Origin of the sequence: Silvanigrella aquatica, from assembly GCF_001907975.1 — a bacterium.
In the GTDB taxonomy this organism is placed as follows: domain Bacteria; phylum Bdellovibrionota_B; class Oligoflexia; order Silvanigrellales; family Silvanigrellaceae; genus Silvanigrella; species Silvanigrella aquatica.
This window is the reverse complement of the sequence record NZ_CP017834.1, coordinates 2,889,711-2,907,746: the sequence shown is the minus strand read 5'-3', so window position 1 is coordinate 2,907,746 and position 18,036 is coordinate 2,889,711. Positions and strand designations below refer to the sequence as shown.

At 31.0% G+C, this 18,036-nt stretch carries 14 protein-coding genes and 1 tRNA gene; 11 read left to right on the top strand and 4 right to left on the bottom strand.

Going from position 1 to position 18,036, the window contains the following annotated elements; translation table 11 throughout:
• The first annotated feature begins 70 nt into the window (after positions 1 to 70).
• The 4 genes from bioB (at position 71) to AXG55_RS12355 (ending at position 5,246) form a co-directional block, all read left to right on the top strand.
• On the top strand, positions 71 to 1,117 hold the full coding sequence (gene bioB / locus AXG55_RS12370) for a biotin synthase BioB (RefSeq protein WP_148698420.1): 1,047 nt from the start codon (positions 71 to 73) through the stop codon (positions 1,115 to 1,117).
• Positions 1,107 to 2,324 (top strand): aminotransferase class I/II-fold pyridoxal phosphate-dependent enzyme, encoded by a 1,218-nt coding sequence (locus AXG55_RS12365; protein WP_148698419.1) that lies wholly within the window; start codon positions 1,107 to 1,109, stop codon positions 2,322 to 2,324. Before bioB ends, AXG55_RS12365 begins: the two co-directional genes overlap by 11 nt.
• 12 nt (positions 2,325 to 2,336) lie before the next feature.
• Positions 2,337 to 4,568 carry an aminotransferase class III-fold pyridoxal phosphate-dependent enzyme gene (locus AXG55_RS12360; protein WP_148698418.1) on the top strand — a complete coding sequence of 744 codons (2,232 nt, stop codon included), beginning with the start codon at positions 2,337 to 2,339 and terminating at the stop codon, positions 4,566 to 4,568.
• A 177-nt stretch (positions 4,569 to 4,745) separates the two neighbouring features.
• A complete protein-coding gene (locus tag AXG55_RS12355) occupies positions 4,746 to 5,246 on the top strand; it encodes a hypothetical protein (RefSeq protein ID WP_148698417.1) in 501 nt (166 codons plus the stop codon).
• Here the strand turns inward: AXG55_RS12355 and AXG55_RS12350 are convergent.
• The 3 genes from AXG55_RS12350 to AXG55_RS12340 all read right to left on the bottom strand — a co-directional run bounded on the left by AXG55_RS12350 (position 5,243) and on the right by AXG55_RS12340 (position 7,325).
• On the bottom strand, positions 5,243 to 5,965 hold the full coding sequence (locus tag AXG55_RS12350) for an NAD-dependent epimerase/dehydratase family protein (RefSeq protein ID WP_148698416.1): 723 nt from the start codon (positions 5,963 to 5,965) through the stop codon (positions 5,243 to 5,245). The two genes, AXG55_RS12355 and AXG55_RS12350, sit on opposite strands and share 4 nt — an antisense overlap.
• Before the next feature lie 70 nt (positions 5,966 to 6,035).
• Positions 6,036 to 6,821 (bottom strand): amino acid kinase family protein, encoded by a 786-nt coding sequence (locus AXG55_RS12345; RefSeq protein WP_148698415.1) that lies wholly within the window; start codon positions 6,819 to 6,821, stop codon positions 6,036 to 6,038.
• A gap of 6 nt (positions 6,822 to 6,827) precedes the next feature.
• Entirely contained in the window at positions 6,828 to 7,325 is a 498-nt protein-coding gene (locus AXG55_RS12340) for a response regulator (protein ID WP_233231209.1), read from the bottom strand.
• Between the two features lie 174 nt (positions 7,326 to 7,499).
• On the opposite strand from AXG55_RS12340, the gene AXG55_RS12335 reads away from it, so the two are divergent.
• The 6 genes from AXG55_RS12335 to AXG55_RS12310 all read left to right on the top strand — a co-directional run bounded on the left by AXG55_RS12335 (position 7,500) and on the right by AXG55_RS12310 (position 13,170).
• Positions 7,500 to 8,480, top strand: coding sequence for an ABC transporter ATP-binding protein (locus AXG55_RS12335; RefSeq protein WP_148698413.1), 981 nt, complete (start codon positions 7,500 to 7,502; stop codon positions 8,478 to 8,480).
• Positions 8,477 to 9,205: an ABC transporter permease gene (locus tag AXG55_RS12330; protein ID WP_148698412.1), complete on the top strand. Its 729-nt coding sequence runs from the start codon at positions 8,477 to 8,479 to the stop codon at positions 9,203 to 9,205. Before AXG55_RS12335 ends, AXG55_RS12330 begins: the two co-directional genes overlap by 4 nt.
• Positions 9,206 to 9,208: 3 nt before the next feature.
• Positions 9,209 to 10,855: a Gldg family protein gene (locus AXG55_RS12325; RefSeq protein ID WP_148698411.1), complete on the top strand. Its 1,647-nt coding sequence runs from the start codon at positions 9,209 to 9,211 to the stop codon at positions 10,853 to 10,855.
• Positions 10,852 to 12,303 carry a DUF4340 domain-containing protein gene (locus AXG55_RS12320; protein WP_148698410.1) on the top strand — a complete coding sequence of 484 codons (1,452 nt, stop codon included), beginning with the start codon at positions 10,852 to 10,854 and terminating at the stop codon, positions 12,301 to 12,303. The genes AXG55_RS12325 and AXG55_RS12320 overlap by 4 nt, the downstream gene beginning before the upstream one ends.
• Positions 12,304 to 12,309: 6 nt before the next feature.
• Positions 12,310 to 12,972, top strand: coding sequence for an NrtR DNA-binding winged helix domain-containing protein (locus AXG55_RS12315; protein WP_148698409.1), 663 nt, complete (start codon positions 12,310 to 12,312; stop codon positions 12,970 to 12,972).
• A gap of 123 nt (positions 12,973 to 13,095) precedes the next feature.
• Positions 13,096 to 13,170: transfer RNA gene (locus AXG55_RS12310), tRNA-Asn, on the top strand.
• Positions 13,171 to 13,254: 84 nt separating this feature from the next.
• On the opposite strand, the gene AXG55_RS12305 is transcribed toward AXG55_RS12310, so the two are convergent.
• On the bottom strand, positions 13,255 to 15,498 hold the full coding sequence (locus AXG55_RS12305) for a glycogen/starch synthase (protein ID WP_148698408.1): 2,244 nt from the start codon (positions 15,496 to 15,498) through the stop codon (positions 13,255 to 13,257).
• Between the two features lie 203 nt (positions 15,499 to 15,701).
• Between AXG55_RS12305 and AXG55_RS12300 the strand changes: the two genes are divergently transcribed.
• Positions 15,702 to 17,831: a glycosyltransferase gene (locus tag AXG55_RS12300; protein WP_148698407.1), complete on the top strand. Its 2,130-nt coding sequence runs from the start codon at positions 15,702 to 15,704 to the stop codon at positions 17,829 to 17,831.
• Positions 17,832 to 18,036: the final 205 nt, after the last annotated feature.

Here is an 18,036-nt window from a genome sequence, read left to right as displayed (position 1 = left end):
ACAGGAAATGATGTTAATTGTAAGAGAGTATAAGATCTTTTGTGTGACAGTTTATTTAGAGGAGAAAATAATGGAACATGTATCGCAAGAAGAAATCTTAAATAACAGTTTAAATTCTTGTGTAAGCTCTTCCCAAGAATCCATAGCGGAAGATTACGATGAAGATATTTACCAACAAGCACTATTTTTATATAGAAAACCATTTTTGCAATTAATTCAGGATGCAGCTGTGGTGCATAAAGATAATTGGTCTCAAGCAGATATTCAACGGAGTGCTTTATTATCGATAAAAACAGGATCTTGTCCTGAAGATTGTTCTTATTGTCCGCAAAGTGCACGCTATGAAACCAATATAAAAAAACATCCTCTTATGGAAGTGAAAGATATTTTAGCAAAAGCTAAAGTAGCAAAAGAAAATGGAGCGCAAAGATTTTGTATGGGTGCCGCATGGCGAAAACCTCCACGTGGCGAACAATTTGATCGTGTCTTAGAAGCTATTCGTAAAGTAAAATCTTTGGGATTAGAGTCTTGCGTTACTTTAGGATTATTAAATGAAGAGCAAACTGTGAAATTAAAAGAAGCAGGTCTTGACTACTATAATCATAATGTAGATACATCTAAAGATTATTACTCTAAAGTCATAACCACACGAAAATTTAAAGACCGTGTAGAGACACTGCGCAACGTGCGCAAAAATAATATTAATATTTGCTGCGGTGGGATTTTAGGAATGGGCGAAAGTGCAGAAGATCGTATGAAATTAATAGCATTTCTTGCGACAATGCAGCCGCAGCCTGAAAGTGTCCCCATAAATTTTTTAGTTAAATTTGATGGAACACCATTAGAAAATGTTGAGAATTTAGACATTTTAGATTTCGTCAGAACCATTGCTGTGGCACGTATTTTATTGCCAAAAGCACGCATTCGTTTGTCTGCGGGGCGTATGGACATGAGTCGCGAAGCGCAAATTCTTTGCTTAACAGCAGGGGCAAATTCTATATTTTCAGGAGAAGTTCTCCTAACTTCTCCTTTACCAGGTTATACCTTTGATAATAAATTAATCGACGATATGACAAAGCCTTTAGATTATGTAAAAGAAAATAAAAATGTCATTTGAATATCTGAATGAAGTTTGGAAATACTCCAATGAATTAACTCATAAGGCATCGAATTATAGAACGATATTTCCATATTACGAAAAAACTCATAAAGATTATAATATTAATTTCGATTTTTCTTCTAATGATTATTTAGGCTTAAGAAATGATCAAAGAATTATAGATGCTGGTTATCAATCCGCATTAAAATATGGAGCAGGTTCCGGTGCTTCTCGTATGATTATGCAAACAGATTTTTCTTTAGAAGAAGTTGAAAAATTATTTTCGCAATTTATCGATTATAAATATTCTTTATTTTTTTCTTCAGGATACGTTGCTAATTTATCATTATTTGACACCTTAGCTCCTTTTTCATGGGAAGAGTCGTCATTTGAGCAACACATATTTATAGATCACATGTCACATTCAAGTTTATTTTATGGTTTGAGAAATTCAAAAATAAAATATGATTATTATAAACATAATGATTACAAACATCTAGAATTTAAATTAAAATCATCTAAATTATCTCAGTCCTCTGCAAAAATTATTGTAACAGAGTCTTTATTTTCTATGGATGGAGATTATTCTAATCCTTATAAATTATTTGAAATTTGTAAAAAATTTGGCGCTGCTCTCATTATAGATGAAACTCATACTTTGGGTGCTTATGGTGAAAAAGGTTCTTGGATTTTACAGTACCCTTTTTTAAAACCCTATATTTTAGCATCTGTATTTGGTTGTGGTAAAGCGGTTGGGGTTTCAGGTGGCTTTATTACTACGGATCATTTTGAATTTAAAGAAAGAATATTTCAAAAATCACGATTTATTTTACAATCGACTGCTGTTTCTCCCTTTATTACAGGAGCGGTCAAAAAATCACTTGAAATTATTTTTAGTAATGAGGGTATTTTAAAAAGAAATTTATTAAGAAAAAATATACAATATTTAAATTCAAAATTAAAAGTTCATTATAATGAAAAGTCGGAGTTTAAACTTATAGAAAATTATTTAAGTTCAAGCGCATCAAATATTATTCCCATTATTTATCATGATAGTGCAAAAATAATTGAAAAAGAAAAATTTTTTTTAAAAAATGGAATACTTCTAAAATGCATTCGTCCTCCCTCAGTTCCTAGGGGAACATCCCGTTTTAGGGTGATACTGAGAAGCAATCATAGCAAACAAGATCTTGATATTTTACTGAATTATCTTTTTGAATTATAAGGATAAATTAAAATGTTAACAAAATTTCCTTCTTATTATGTTATGTCTTCAAATACGGAAATAGGAAAGACAGTTTTCTCAACTGGAATTTCAATTGCTGCTGTTCGCGAAGAATTACGGTTACTTTATTTGAAGCCCGTACAAACTGGTTTTCCTCTTGATACTGACTCTTCTTTTGTTAAAAATTATAACCCTTCAGACTTCATTATCACAAAAACAATATTTTCAATGTCTAAGCCTGTATCTCCACATAGGGCGATGCCTGTTGATTTTAATATAGATGGAAATATGGATAGTTATCATTTTTTAGATAAAAAAATGATAACTATTATTGAAGAAGAAATTCATTTAAGTAAAAGTCAATTTGTATTAATTGAAGGATCAGGAGGAGCGGCCTCTCCTTCTCTCCAAGGTCAATTGCAATGTGACGTATTTAGAAAATTTAGACTTCCTGTTATTTTTGTTGCCGACGCAAAACTTGGTGGAATTTCAACATCGATTAGTACTATTTCTCTATTGGAAGCAAAAGGTTTTGAGGTTGTTTGTATTTTACTCTTCGAAGGCAAAGATGAAAATTATATTTTTTTACAAAAATATTATAAAAATAAATTTCCCGTATTTTTATTTAAAAATATTGTTGATGTGCAAAATTTAAATTTTGATAGTTTAATGAAAAGACCCTTAGATTTTTGGTATCAAGAAAATGAAGAAAAATTTTCAGAAGTTTTTCATCATCTCATGAGTTATCATGTCAGTAAAATTGAAATGATAAATGAGCAAATAGAATTGGCTAAAAAAAATATCTGGTGGCCTTTTACACAACATGGAAATCAAGGTGAAGCTCAATTTATTGATAGCGCTTTTGAAGATGATATTTATTTCGTAGATATTAAAAATCATCAGAGTAAGAATATTTTAACTGAGAGACATTATGATGCGACGGCAAGTTGGTGGACGCAAGGTATTGGGCATGCTTCACCCAGACTCACTCAAGCCGCCGCCGCCGCAGCAGGGCGTTATGGTCATGTGATGTTTCCGGGGAATATTCATGAACCTGTCGTTAAATTAACAGAAAAATTATTAAATACGGTTGGAAAAGGTTGGGCTCATCGCGTCTTTTTTTCTGATAATGGATCGACTGCTGTTGAAGTTGCCTTAAAAATGGCATTTAGAAAAGCTATTGGTATAAAAGATAATGACAATATAAATTCACAAAAAAATATTTTTATTCTTGGACTAAAAGACTCCTATCATGGAGATACTCATGCTGCTATGGATGCTACAAGTGAAAATACTTTTAAAAAGCATGAGCATTGGTACAACCCTCGTGGATATTGGCTTGATTATCCTGCCATTTATTTTAAAAATAAAAAATATTATGTTGCAATGCCAGACTCTTTTCTTGATGAGTCTCTATCCGATTTTTTTACAATTGAAGTAAACTCTGTTTATGAATTATTTTCAGAAAAGAGATTGGAAACAAATTTAGCAAATATATATATAAATAATATTGAAAATCATATGAAATTTATTGAAAATGCCCCTTTTCTTATTGGGGCTTTGATAATTGAACCCGTTATACAAGGTGCGGGTGGAATGAAATTTGTCGATCCTTTATATCAAAAAATATTGATTCGTGAGTGCAAAAAACGAAAAATCCCCATCATTTTTGATGAAGTATTTACAGGATTTTGGAGATTAGGGAAAGCTTCAGCGTCACAATTACTAGATGAAAAGCCAGACATTTCTTGTTTTGCAAAGCTTTTAACGGGCGGTTTACTGCCTCTTTCTGTTACATTATCTGGTGAAGAATTTTTTCAAGCATTCAATGGAGATTCTCTTTCTTCAGCATTGTTACATGGGCATTCTTATTCTGCGCATCCCGTTGGTTGTGCTGTTGCGCTGGAAGCTATTGATGAAACGCGGGTTTCGAAAAATTTTCTAAAGGAAACAAATTCTTTGGAAATAAATTGGAACACCGAAATTATAAATGAAATTTCAACTCTTTCAAATATAGCAAATGTAATATGTTTAGGAACTCTTTTTGCTTTTGAACTCAATGATGTGGATGCAGATTATAATTCTAAACGAGGATATAAAATAATTAGCGAGATAAAGAGATTATCAATTGATGTTAGACCTCTTGGAAATGTTATTTATATACTATCAGGGTTCAATACTTCTTCATATATTTTAAAAAGTATTTTAGAAAAAATATTAAGTATTTTAAAAAAAGAACAATAAAAATAAAAAAAATAATAAAAATTTCCATAACCAATTTTTATTATTTTCTTGTTGACAGAATTAATGTTTTTGTAATATTAAATTATCGTTGTATTCATTAGATTTAAAATCTATTTTTTTATTGTATAATAAAATTTATTTATAAAAAATTTAGTATTTTATTCAAGGAGGAATAAAATGAAAAATTTTTCAAAAATTTTATTAATTATGTTTAATTTATTATTTATTTATAATGCCTATTCAATATCAGACTCAACATATGTTATTTGTGTTGATATTAATAAAAATTACAGATGGCTATATGAGAACATTTATGAAAATAAGTTTTATAAAGTCAATGGAATAGTGAAGAAAATAGCTTTAAAAAATAAATATTTTTATGCTTTTTCCCCTGAAGGGGGAGATGATATAATACAAGATCTTTCAAAAAAATGTATCAAAACATTTGGTAGACAATATTTTATTGTGCAACCAGCAAATTCTGACATAAGCAATTGGTCTTTATTTGAATTAAACTCTGGAATGTATGCCTCTGGTTTTATATCTATCATGGCATATTCTAATTATGGCGCAAGAACAACTTTTGTTCATTCCTTTGGAATATATAATGTGATTTTAGATACTGAGAAATTTTCATATATTACATTAGATAAAATCACAAATAGAATTCATCATTAAACATTTTCAGTATTTGGATTGTTATTTTCGTCTTCTTCATTGAATTTTAAATCATCTCCTTCTAAAATCATACCTGGCATGACTTTATCAAAATTGAGTGCATGATGAACCATAGTTTTTGCAACTAGTGCCGCTTCGATAGGGGCATATTTACTAAAAGAGAATTCATCATTAATTTTAAATTTTTTCATAATATCATCCACTTTTTTTAGAACAATACCACTGAGTTTTTCTGCCATACGAAATTCTTTGCGCTTTCCGAGAAGAAGACTCGGTCGCACAATAATATAATGAAGTAAACTTTTTGTTAGAGCTTTTTCCACTTCACATTTTGCATTTAAAAAGTAACCTCTTGGATTAGAAACTCCTATACTAGAGGTAAAAACAAAAAGAGTTTTAGGCGAATTTTGCTTTATATTTTCGATGAATTTAATAGGATAATCGCGGTCTACTTTAACAAAATTTTGAAATGATTTTACATTTCTTAGTGTTGTCCCAATACAGCAGAAAAATATATCACAAGGAATTTCTTTTCCAATTTTTTTATATTCTTCTATATTTTCAAAATCAAACAAAACTTCTTTTAGCATTTGCGATTGAGTTGTTGATAAATTTCTTCGTGTCAGGCAAGTTATTGAGACATTTTTTGTGCTAGATAAAATGGCAATAACGTTACTACCAAGTAATCCACTGCCACCTGCTATAACAATATGTTTCATTTTTTAACTCTCCCTTGGCGGTTCATCGAAATCTCAATATAATGAATTCTGTTACTTTATAAATTAAAAATCAATCTTCATAGGTGGTATTATGGCCACTGTTCATTGTGTCTTGAATCGTAGTACCCAGTTTTTCATCTAAGTAACGTTCAAAAGAGAGGACGCGCAATGGCAAGGAATTTTTTTCTGCAAGCCGCACACAGCGGTTGTGCAAAACCTGCGCTCCTTTATTCATAATATCATAAGCTTCTTGATAGCTTAATGTTTCAAATAAACGTGCTTGCACATTCTTTTTGGGATCTTGTTCGTAAATCCCAAATACATCTTTAAAAAATTCCACTTTTTCTGCTTTTAAAGCGATGGCAAGGGCGACTGCGGTGGTGTCCGATCCTCCCCGACCCAGTGTGGTAATTTCTCCTTCTAAGCTCATTCCTTGAAAACCGGCTACAATAACTATTTTTTCATTTTCAAGGTGAGGTAACAAGCGATGCGGTTTTACGTTTACAATTTTTGCGTTAGCATGATCGTTGGTTGTTATGATTCCTGATTGACTGCCTGTAAAACTAAGTGCTTCTGTTCCTTTAGCGGCAAGAGCCATGGCAAGCAATGCAATACTGATTCTTTCACCCACAGAAAGTAGCATGTCTAATTCTCTGCGCGGGGGATTTGGGTTGACCTTATGAGCTAATGAAATTAATTCGTCTGTAGTGTCTCCCATGGCGCTAACAACAACAATAACTTTTTTATACATTTTTTTACGATGCAAAATAATATCTGCAATTGAAGAGAATGCTTCGGGGGAACTTACCGAAGCTCCCCCAAATTTTAAAACAATACAATTATTTGTTATTTCCATTGTTACCTAACTCGATTTTAATAATAATTGAGTAACCATTTTTTGAATTTCTTCAACTTCAAATGGTTTTGTGATATATTCATCACAACCTGCTTCAAAACCTTTTCGGATATCCTCTTCTGTTTTATTTCCAGACACAAATGCCACAGGCAAATTTTTGAGAAGGGGATGTGACTTTAATAATGCACACAGTTCGTATCCGTCAACCCAAGGCAATTGAATATCAAGTAAAACCAAATCGAGTTTTGTATCTTCAATTATTTTTGAAAGCTCCATTGCATCTTTGGCAACTAAGACTCTGTAATTATCTTTTTCAAAAATGCGTTTGATGGCATTACGCATAACGGGTTCATCATCGACTATTAAAATTGTTTTTGCTTCAGGTCTACGCGAAGCAGCGCGATAAGCATCTAAATTAACAACTTGTTCATTTGCCATGGCTTTACGATTGAGCTCAGCAACTCTTTTTGCAAAGGTTTGATCGCCAAATTTTCTTTTGCGCATTGCGACATACCTTTCCATTGTTATGTTTTAAACATTGTTTTCATCGGATGAGCTTTTAATTCTCTTGAATTTGCTTATATTCTTCTGACACATTAGGATATTGGCAATTTGACGGTACGTTTTTCCGTACATCGCATTTTGAATCCAAAACAAGGCATTTTTGAGGAGGCCAAAATGATTGAAGTAAATGGGCTTGTTAAACTTTTTGGAGATCGAAAAGTATTACACAACCTAAATTTTACGGTGGGATCTGGTAGAATTTGTGGTTTTTTGGGGCCTAATGGTTCTGGAAAATCAACAACAATGGATATTTTAGCTGGTTTGCTGGGACCAAGTTCAGGTACTGCAAAAGTTTGTGGATTTGATGTTGTTACCCAATCGAAAGATGTTAAAGCAAATGTGGGATATTTACCAGATAATCCGCCTTTATATAAAGAAATGAAAGTGAAAGAGTTTGTTCATTATGTTGCAAAACTAAGAGGAAATTCTTCTCAAGATCGAAATCGTGATGTCGACTGGGTACTTAATGAATGCGATGTTGCCGATGTAGCAAACCGTATTATTGGGAATTTATCCAAAGGATATCGACAACGTGTTGCGCTATGTGCTGCACTTGTTCATAAACCAAAAGTACTTATTTTAGATGAACCGACGGAAGGTCTTGATCCCAACCAAATTTTACATATTCGAAAATTGATCAAAAAATTATCTGAAGAGCGAACTGTAATTTTAAGTTCGCATATTTTATCAGAGGTGCAGGCAACATGTGATGAAGTTGTTATTATAAATCATGGGCATATTGCAGCAAAAACTTCAATTCAAAATAATGTGGATAAACCACTTTTTTATCTTTATACTTTTGCCTCTAAAGCTGATAATGCTCTGCACTGGTTTCAACAAAGAAACTATGTGCTTTCTGCAAAATCTTTATCGCAAAAAAATAATTCCATACTCGTAGAATTTGGGAAAGAGTTTTGGAGTGATAATAGTGGAGTTAATATCGCTAATGTAACGGAACAAATTGTTCAACAAAATTTTCCATTAATTGGAATAGAAGAAAAGAAAGAAGGTCTCGAAGAATTATTTTTTGAAGTCATTCGTTCACAACCTGGGCAACATCAAATTCAATTATCCCCATCTGGAGAATTATTATGAGTGCTACGTTATCTATTGCGCAACGAGATTTTAAAGGATTTTTTGGAACTCCTTTAGGCTGGATTGCGGCATGTATTATATTTTTTATATCTGGGATACTTTTTTTTCTCGTGGTTCAATATTTATTAATGCGGGGACAATCCATAGATCCCGTTGCCGATATTTTTGGGCAGGTGTTAGGTTTTTTAAATTATATTAATATATTTGTTGTTCCTGCTTTTACAATGAAAACGATGAGTGAAGATCTCTCAAATGGGACTTATCGACTTCAATTATCTGCTCCTATTTCTACTTGGGAAATTGTAGCTGGTAAATTTTTAGGAATTATGTTTTATTTTGGTATAATTACATTTTTAATGCTGATTTATCCTCTGTTTACTTATATTTTTACCGAACCCGATTTAAAAGTATTGGCAACAGGTTGGCTTGGTTTGGTTTTAAATATTGGTGCCATCGTATCTATCGGTTTATTTATTGGTTCGTTAACTAAAAATCCTGTGTTAAGTTACTTAGGATCTTCATTTTTTATTTTTGTATTTATTATGTCGGGATATCTTCCTGGCATTCCTGATTGGTATAAGAAAAGTGTCAATTTACTTGAGCTGAGCTCTGATTTTTCAAAAGGAATTTTAAAAACAGGTTCTTTAGCGACATATATGGCTATTATACTTGTATTTCTTTTTCTTTGTCGTCTCGTTATGGAAAATAAAAAGTGGAGAGTGTAATAAATGAAAAAGCATAAACTTGAATTTTCAATTGGTGCCATTTTTGTAGCATTTGTAGTCCTTCTTATGTGGCAAAATTTGTCTGTGCTATTTAAGGCTTTACCTATAACTCTTATTTCATTGTGCTTGGTTTTAATTGTTTATTTATTATCTCCTTTAGGCGAGAATAAAAAAAATGATCCACAAAATAATGAGCGGTATGCACCTAAGTATTTTGCGCAAGCTATTCTTTCCAGTTTGATTGGAGTTGCTATTATTGTTTTTGGAGCTGTTATTTTAAATAAAGATAATTTTTCTAAAACATTTGATTTAACTACAAATAAAATAAACTCATTGAGTGAAGAGTCTTATAAATTTTTAGAATCTTTATCTGTTCCTGTACAAATTGTTTGTGTTCCCTCGCAAAATCCTACAGAAAATTACTGTGATGGCAATCAGGATCTTATTAATTTATTTGCTAAAAGATCAAAATTTATTGTGAATGCCGGTGCTTTGAGTTTAGTCGATAGAGAAACAATCGCAAAACTACAACCTTCAGGATATTCACGATTGATTTTGATGTCTGATACAAATAAGAGCGAATTAGATGGAGTTGTTTCAGAAAGTCGTTTGACAAACGCTATTATCAATCTCGTTAAATTTAAAAAAGTTGTTTATTTTCTTTCAGGTAGTGGTGAGCCTTCTATTAATGCTGATTCTTCATCAGACAGAAACTATTCTGAAATTATTAATTTTTTACATACTAAAGCCTATGACGCAAAGGAATGGAATATCAAACAAGGGCTTTTACCCGCTGATGCGCGCGTTTTAGTTGCGGGTGATAATAATATTCCCTACAACGAGGAAACTCAAAATATTATTCAAAATTTCATTGCGCATGGAGGACGTCTTATTTTAATTGTAAATCCTTACCGGGAGCAAGGTTTGGATAAATTATATTCTTTGATGAATTTAAAGTTAGATCCTATATTATTAACTTTAAATTTGAATACAGCACTAGGCAAACAGATGCAAAATCAAAATCCTTCACGACCTCCTGTGCCTGTGAGTAATTTTAATAAGGAATCACCTATTACGCGCGTGATTGCGCAATCATTTGGATCGCAGGTTGTTATGCCTATTGATGGCGGACGCCCTATCTCGATATTATCAAGTGACAAAAGTGCTATAAATACCACTGCAACAGTTTTATTTTCTTCTTTCAGTGCGGCTCCCATTACTTTATCACCAGAAACAAGAAATAAAATCGATTTAAATGTGCCTTTTAATTTGTCACCGGATCGTGATTTTGATGCCAATAAATCATGGCCTCTAAGTGTTAATGTTGAAATTAATAATGCATCAAAATTTGCCTTGGATAAATCACCGGTTAACGTAACTGATGCTACTAAAGATAAATCTGAAGTTATTGTTTTTGGATTCAGTCTTATTTCTTTACCAACTGTGATTAGTCAGCAACTTATTCCTTTAAGTGTTGCTCATTTGTATCAAGATCAGGAGTTGGTCACAATTCCTCCTAGGGATTTCACGCCAAAACAATTTAATTTATCTCGTAATCCGGGGGCTTGGTTGCTCTTTTTCGCAGGAATTTTACCTCTAGCAACAGCTATTATGGGTTTATTTATTTGGTCTAAAAGGAGATCCGCATGAAATTTTCAATGAAAGTATCACTAGGTCTTCTTGCCATTATCGCACTTTCAGGAATTTATTATGGCGATAATTATTTTTCTGAAAAAAAAGCGGAACATCAAAAAGAAGTTTCTTTTGCTATTTTCTTTGAAACTAAAGATGTTCTTAAATTTGCCTTGAAAAATTCTAACGGAGTTTTTACTTTTGCAAGAGATACCAATGAATCTCCGTGGAAAATTTTGACCCCATCGCTTTTATCTGCCGATCAGGATGCTGTAAATAATATTCTTGCTGCTATTCAGCAGCTTGCTGTTCTTCAAGAAGTGCCGAATACAGAAAAAACCCTTACGGGTGATAAAAAAGCTCTTGCTCAGTTTGGTTTAGAAAATCCAAAAACGTCTCTTTCAGTTAACGTAACTGGAAAAGGCGAGATGAATTTATTTTTGGGCAGCCCTCTGGATATTGGCAAGGGGAAAATAGGATCATCAACAGCAACTTCTCTTTATGCTATCAATCCTGCTAAGAGTAAATTATTAGTTGTAAGCAATAGTCTGTCTAGCGTGATTGAAAATAAAAATCTTTATGATTTTAGAACAAAAAGAGTGGGAGATTTTAAGGGTGAAAATGTTTCTTCTATAGAAATTAATTATAATAATGAGAACATTTTGGTAACAAAAAATAATAATTCTTGGGAAGTTACAAAGCCTGTAAAATGGCCTGGAGATATAAATTTTATTTCTGATTATTTATCTCGATTTCAAGGTCTTTTAGCACAAAAAGTATTTGAACATTCTGAGCTCACTTCTGAAATGATGTCTAAATTTAATTTAACAAAGCCTACTGCTGTTGTTCAATTAAAGGATTCCAATGGAAAAATATTGCAGACATTTAATTTAGGAATTACAAAAGAAGGTGTTTATTCTTCCATGAGAGATGGTGCCGTTGCAAAAATTAGTTTGGATTTATGGGCCGAATTGATTCCTAAGGAAAAGCTTTTCCGCAATAGACTTGTCATGCTAAATACATCGATGGATTCTATTTCTAGAATAAATCTTTCAAGCGATCTCTCTTTTGTGAGAAAAGACAATAATTGGTTTCGAACCTTATCAACAACGCAACAGCCACCTGTATCTGAGACACCAAATAGCGACGCTTTTTCGTTTTTTTCTAACTGGGAATTAATGACTGCGGATGACATGATTTTAAACCCCACAAACGAAGATCTTGTGCAATTTGGCATAACAAAGCCACTGAAAGAGTTCTCCTTTGGATTCACAGAAGTATCAAAATTGAAACCTATAAAAATAATTGTTGGCAATAGGGTTCCAAAAAACGAAAAAAATGTGTATTTAAAACGATCTGATTCACCTACCGTCTATATCGTTGAGGCGGGGTGGCTCTCTCTACTTGCCCAGCTCTATTCAGTTGGTGTTCCTTCAAATATTTCAGTAAAAAAACAGATGGAGTAACCTTTCTTGAAAACAGAACTTTTTTTGATACCTATAGCCGCAGTGAGCGACAGTCTGCGCGTGTTGGTAACTAAAGATCCTTCAAGTGATAGACAAACATTTCCAAGTATTTCATTGAGGCAAGATCTTCATTTGCATGGTGGAATTCGCCGGATTTTAAGTGATCTTCTTTCAAGTTCTCATTTGGCCGAATTAGAAACATGGTTCCATTCTGCTCGTTGTAAGGATCGTATTGTGGATGTTTACGATCGTGATCTCTTGTTTGAACAATCCCAAAGCATCGCCATTGTGCGTGCTATAGCGCTCCCACAGGAGTTTTCTGCCAATGCCAAAGGGATTTGGCTTGACGCTGAGAATCTCTTCTCCCAGGACTCTATTCTGGCTCCAGATAGCCGTCTTTTCTTACGAGAGTGTCTCAATCAGGTTCCTTTGTGGGTTAAAAATACGACCTTTACCTTTGAGCTGCTCTCGCAAATTTTTTCTATCCAAGACCTCCGTCTGCTTGTAGGTATGCTTTCCAACCAAGAAATCGACCCCGGCAACTTCCACCGCCGCTTAAAGCGTCTCGACATTTTACGTCCTCTCGTCACGGGGCAGCAGCGCGTTCATAGGTGGGAATTTGCCTGGGAAAAGAGCGATATTTTAGGGGCTGAGGGGTTAATTCCTTAATTTTGAGGCAACATTTTTGTCAAAATATGGCAAAAATGCGGCAAATGAAAAAAATAGAAAATTTTTTTCAAATCGACTTGACCTCTCTTCTCTGATTATGTAGACACACTTTCACGAAGATGTTCCTCAGTAGCTCAGTGGTAGAGCAAGTGACTGTTAATCACTTGGTCGGGTGTTCAATCCACCCCTGGGGAGCCACTTTGTTCAAAGCCTTTAACCCAAGAGTTTAAGGTTAGTTCCCATCTCAAATCTTCTTTTAAGCAAAAAGCACCAAAATTTATTTTACTCAGAAGTTGTGCGTTCAATATCTTGATAGCCATATTTAAGGTAACTTTTTTTAAATAAATCATGCGCTTTCTTTTCGTCAGGTGATAAGGGTTCCATTGCTTTTATATAAAGAGTTTTGTACTGATCACAAGCTCCTCCTGTCGCAGTCCAGCTAAACTTTTGGGCATACTCTATCGCTCTTTTTTGAACTTCTTCCTTTTTTTCTGCCGTCAGCGTATTCCAAGTTTGATTAAATATATCTAAGGCTGCGGTCATATTTGCACTAGAAATTGAAATATCATTGTCTCGTTTAAATATAACGCTGTTAAATGTGTCTATATTTTTTGTAATAGGATTATAAGGAATTGTGATGTCTTGTAATCCTTGTACATTTGTTGTGATTAAGTTACTTCCCATGACGAGACCTTCAACGGCAATAATTCCAAATGTTTCAAATATGGAAGGTATAAAAGTAAAATCAGATGCAAACCGAATTAAATTTCCCTTACTTGCATTTACAGAAGAAAGTATTTTTAATTGATCATTTTTTACATCAGTATAAATTTTTAAATCAGGAATATTTGAATTTTTAAGATTATCTAAGAATTTATTTAATGATGTGTCTATTATTTTACCCATAATAACAGTTTGACCGTTATGTTTAGCGATATAATTTACAAAAGGAGAGAAAAGTTCCATACCTTTTTCAGGAGCAAATCTTCCTACATATAAAAACAAGGGTTTTGTTGGAGAGGAAATAATTCCTGCATCATATAGTATTTTTTTAGCTTCCCATTTTTTTGCGGCAAGATCAGATAAATCTGCTGCGACATGCAGCGATCCTAATACTTTTTTATCTATCGGATTAAAATTTTCCAAATCAATTCCATTTGCTATACCGACGAAACGATTGATTTTTAAAAGGTGGGTATAGGCATCCGCCATTTGAAAGCTGACGTTGGGATCGTCGCTAATATAGCTATTTATAACTCCTTTTGAAACAGCATTGATGATATCGCTTTCAATAAGAGATAATATATGTAAACTTATTTCTGGTGAGGAGGGTTTCTTTTCAAAACCGACATGGTTGAGAAAATTTGATTGGTAAATTCCTTTTTCATCTGTCGCTCCATGTACAGTCATAGCAGTATATATTTTAGGTAATCCTACTTTTTTTCTTAAAGGATTATATAATTTTTTTACTAAGACATTGGCGAAACCGCTTGGATAAATATGGCTATGCAAAATATCAATATTTTCACCACCATTTTTGCCATGATATAAAGTTGCGATAGCAGCAACCGAGGAAGAAAAATATTCTAAGTTTTTCTGCGTGAGCATTTTACCGTATAAATTTTTTTCTTCATTTAAATAAAATAGATCGTATCCATTATATTTTGGATCGGGTTGAACTAAATATTGTGTGATTTCACTTGGTGTTTTAATTTTATAAACTGTAGTTGTATATAATTTGTTATCTAAAAAGTTTTTCACATATCCTACAAATTCATATTCACCAGAATTATCACGTTTTAAAATGTCATAAAAAGGTGTGATTTCAATAGCATTAATATCTTTTTTTCCTGAAACAGGGTCAACATGTTGGTTTTGAGCTTTAATAAGACCATTTAGAACAGTGCCTATTCCTCCTATTATAACATTATGAGCTTCAATGCTAACTTGAAGAACATTTAACTTTTTAAATTTTAATTTATTAGTATTAGTCAAATCTGATTTTGTAATATGAGATCCAATAATTTTTTCAATTTGATAATTACTAAAATTTTCTTTGTCAGGATTGATCTTGACTAAATTAAAAAAAACATTTTCGTTATTAAAATTGAATTCATTGTATTTTTTTAATGAATTTTTAAAATTGTTTAATGAAGTTTCGTTTGAAAGAGCTCTTCTCCAAATAGAATCTTTTGTTTCTATATTTAATAATGAGAAAATATTTTGTCCTTTTCCTTTGCAATCTTGCATTGTGTCATAAAGTTTTACAAGTTCTTTATCATTTAGATTTTCAAATTTAACCTCATTATTTTTTAAATAATAATTATTTTTAGAGGCTTTTTCTAGAATAAAATTTATAAATTTATCATAATCATTTTTGGGTTGATTACTTTTAAATTTAGTGAGACATTCTGTATTAAAAGAAGTATCAATTTTATTTGAACTATCTTCAAATTTTTTTTCCTCATTTTTTGAGCATGAATAAAAAAATAAAAAAATAAAAATTAGTGATAATTTTTTTTTCATATTAAAACCCTTATTGAGCTCAATTTTTTTAAATATAGACAATATTTAAATTTTATCTATATTTAAAAAATTTTCAATATATTAAATTTTTTAAAACAAGAATTTTTTTTTGTCAATTATTTGACTTTTTTTAAAATAAATAATTTTTTTATTAAATATATAATAAATTAAATAAATTCTTTTTAATATGGAATTAATTTAAAATGAAAATTTTTAATTTTTTTTCTCAAAATTTATTTAAAATATTTTTGTTATCCATTTTTCTTATTTTTTCATGTGGTAAAAATAATGATATAGATGGTATAAAATATATGCTTCAAATTATTTCAGATAAAGTCAAGAATAATGAAAAATTATTAAAAGTTGATGAAGCAATTTTTATTCAATTTGATGATAATTATTTATTTACATTTTATCATCAAATTTTTGAAAAACGTAATGAATCATTTCTTTATGCTAAAATTGCATTTGAAGTAAAAGATATTATTATTAGAAGATATTCTTCATTAAATGATCGGGAGAAAAAAATATCAATTTTTAATAAATTGCAATTCATTAAAAATAATAGTTTTAATAAATCTGCTTTTTATAATTTAAAATGTACAATTGAATGCAATGGAGAATTATATTTAAATAATTCAAAAATTCAAAAAGAAAATTATTTTCATAAAAGCAATAATAAAATAGTTGTTTTACATATTTCATTTGAAGCGCCAAATGCTCGTGTCGGAGGGATTGCTGAATATTTAACGGGTTTAACAAAGGCAGAAAAAATAAATAATTTTAATAAATCTGAAAATATATTTGAAGGAAGATTATTAACTCCTTTTTATGATTTTTTAAAGGTAAAATATTTAGAAAAAGTAAATTTTATTGGATTTGTGCCAAGCTATATTGATGGAAAAATTGTTATGAGCTCAATTTATCAATTGGAAGAGAATAAAATAGTACAGTATTTTATTCAACCTGATTTCAATTATTCTAATAATAAGGATAAAAAAGGATGGGAAATATTTGATGTTGAAGAACAAGCAAAATTATATCATATTGCAGGAAGCAATGATGGATGGGTTTATTTTTCTACGGCATCAGCTTCATTTTCTGTCTTATATCACGGCTTAAATAATGATGATAATATAGATATTATACATGTAAATGGTAGAAATCTTGCGTTAGTAAATTCGCTTATTATACAAAAATTTAACATAAAGAGGAATGCTTTAGGAATTAAAAAAATAGGGATTATATCAACTCTGCATGATACAAATGAAACAAAATTATCTATATCATCTCAATTCTATAAGAGAAGTGGTTTGTTGAGTAAAGAAAAAATTAAGGAAGTAAATTTATTGATTGAGTTGATTAAGAATTCTAATGTAGTAAATATTGTTTCAAAAACAATGATGAATGAAACAATCAAGAATAAATTCTGGAAAAATAATGAGATTGCCGAATTATTAAAAATGATGAAAAATAATAATTTATATATAGGAATAAATAATGGCATATTTTTTGATAATTATGATGTTAAAAGTAATTTAGTATTAGGAAAATTATCTGTTGAAGAAGATTATTCTAATTATGAATCAAAAAAACGCGAAGCAAAAATAATGCTTTTTAACAAACGTATTATTGGTTCAAATAAAAAGCCTTTATATTTATTTGTAGGAAGATTTGTAGTTGAAAAGGGTTTGGATGTTTTAGTTAGTTTTGCAAAAGACATTGTTCTGAATAAAGGTGGTCAAATTGTTATTATGGGTAATTATGGAGGCAAAATAATACCGCAAATTATAAAAGAGTTAATAAATATAAGTAAAGATCCAATTTATCATAATCTTATAAAAATATATACAAATTATGAGAATGATCAATTGGAAATAATGAGTGAATCTGGCGTATCTAAAGGAAAAATAATACGTTTTGCTTCGGACTTTACTATAGTACCCTCTATTCAAGAAGCTGCGGGATTAGTCCCTATTGAAGCTTTAAGCATGGGAAGCATTGTTATTTCATCGTATTTGCAGGGATTAAAAGATCAATGTACAAAACCATATGGCTATTTAAACTCAACTAACATTATAAATGATATTAATAACTTTACATGTGTTCCTTTTGAGAGAGTTGAAAATAATTCTAATTTGACCTTTGATAATATGAATCAATCCATTACTCATTTTTTAAATGAATGGAATAAATTAAATCAAAAAGAAAAAACACGTATTCAAATAAAATTGATACAGGAAGCTAAATCTTTTGATTGGAATGCTAAAGGAGGCTCTCTTGAACAATATATTCAGGAGTATAAAAAAATAAATAATCTAATTGAAAATTAATATTTAATATTCGATAAATTTATTTTTTATTTTAAATTTTTGAAGACGAATATTTTTCCTACCGTCAAAGTTGGTTTCCTTACTCCTTCTTTTTGTCTCTCCCAAAACTGCAATTTTACAGCGTATCATTTTATGTGACTATCTTGATTAAAAAATAACGCCAATGCTCTTTATTTATAATTAAAAAAAGGGCTGGTATTTGCTG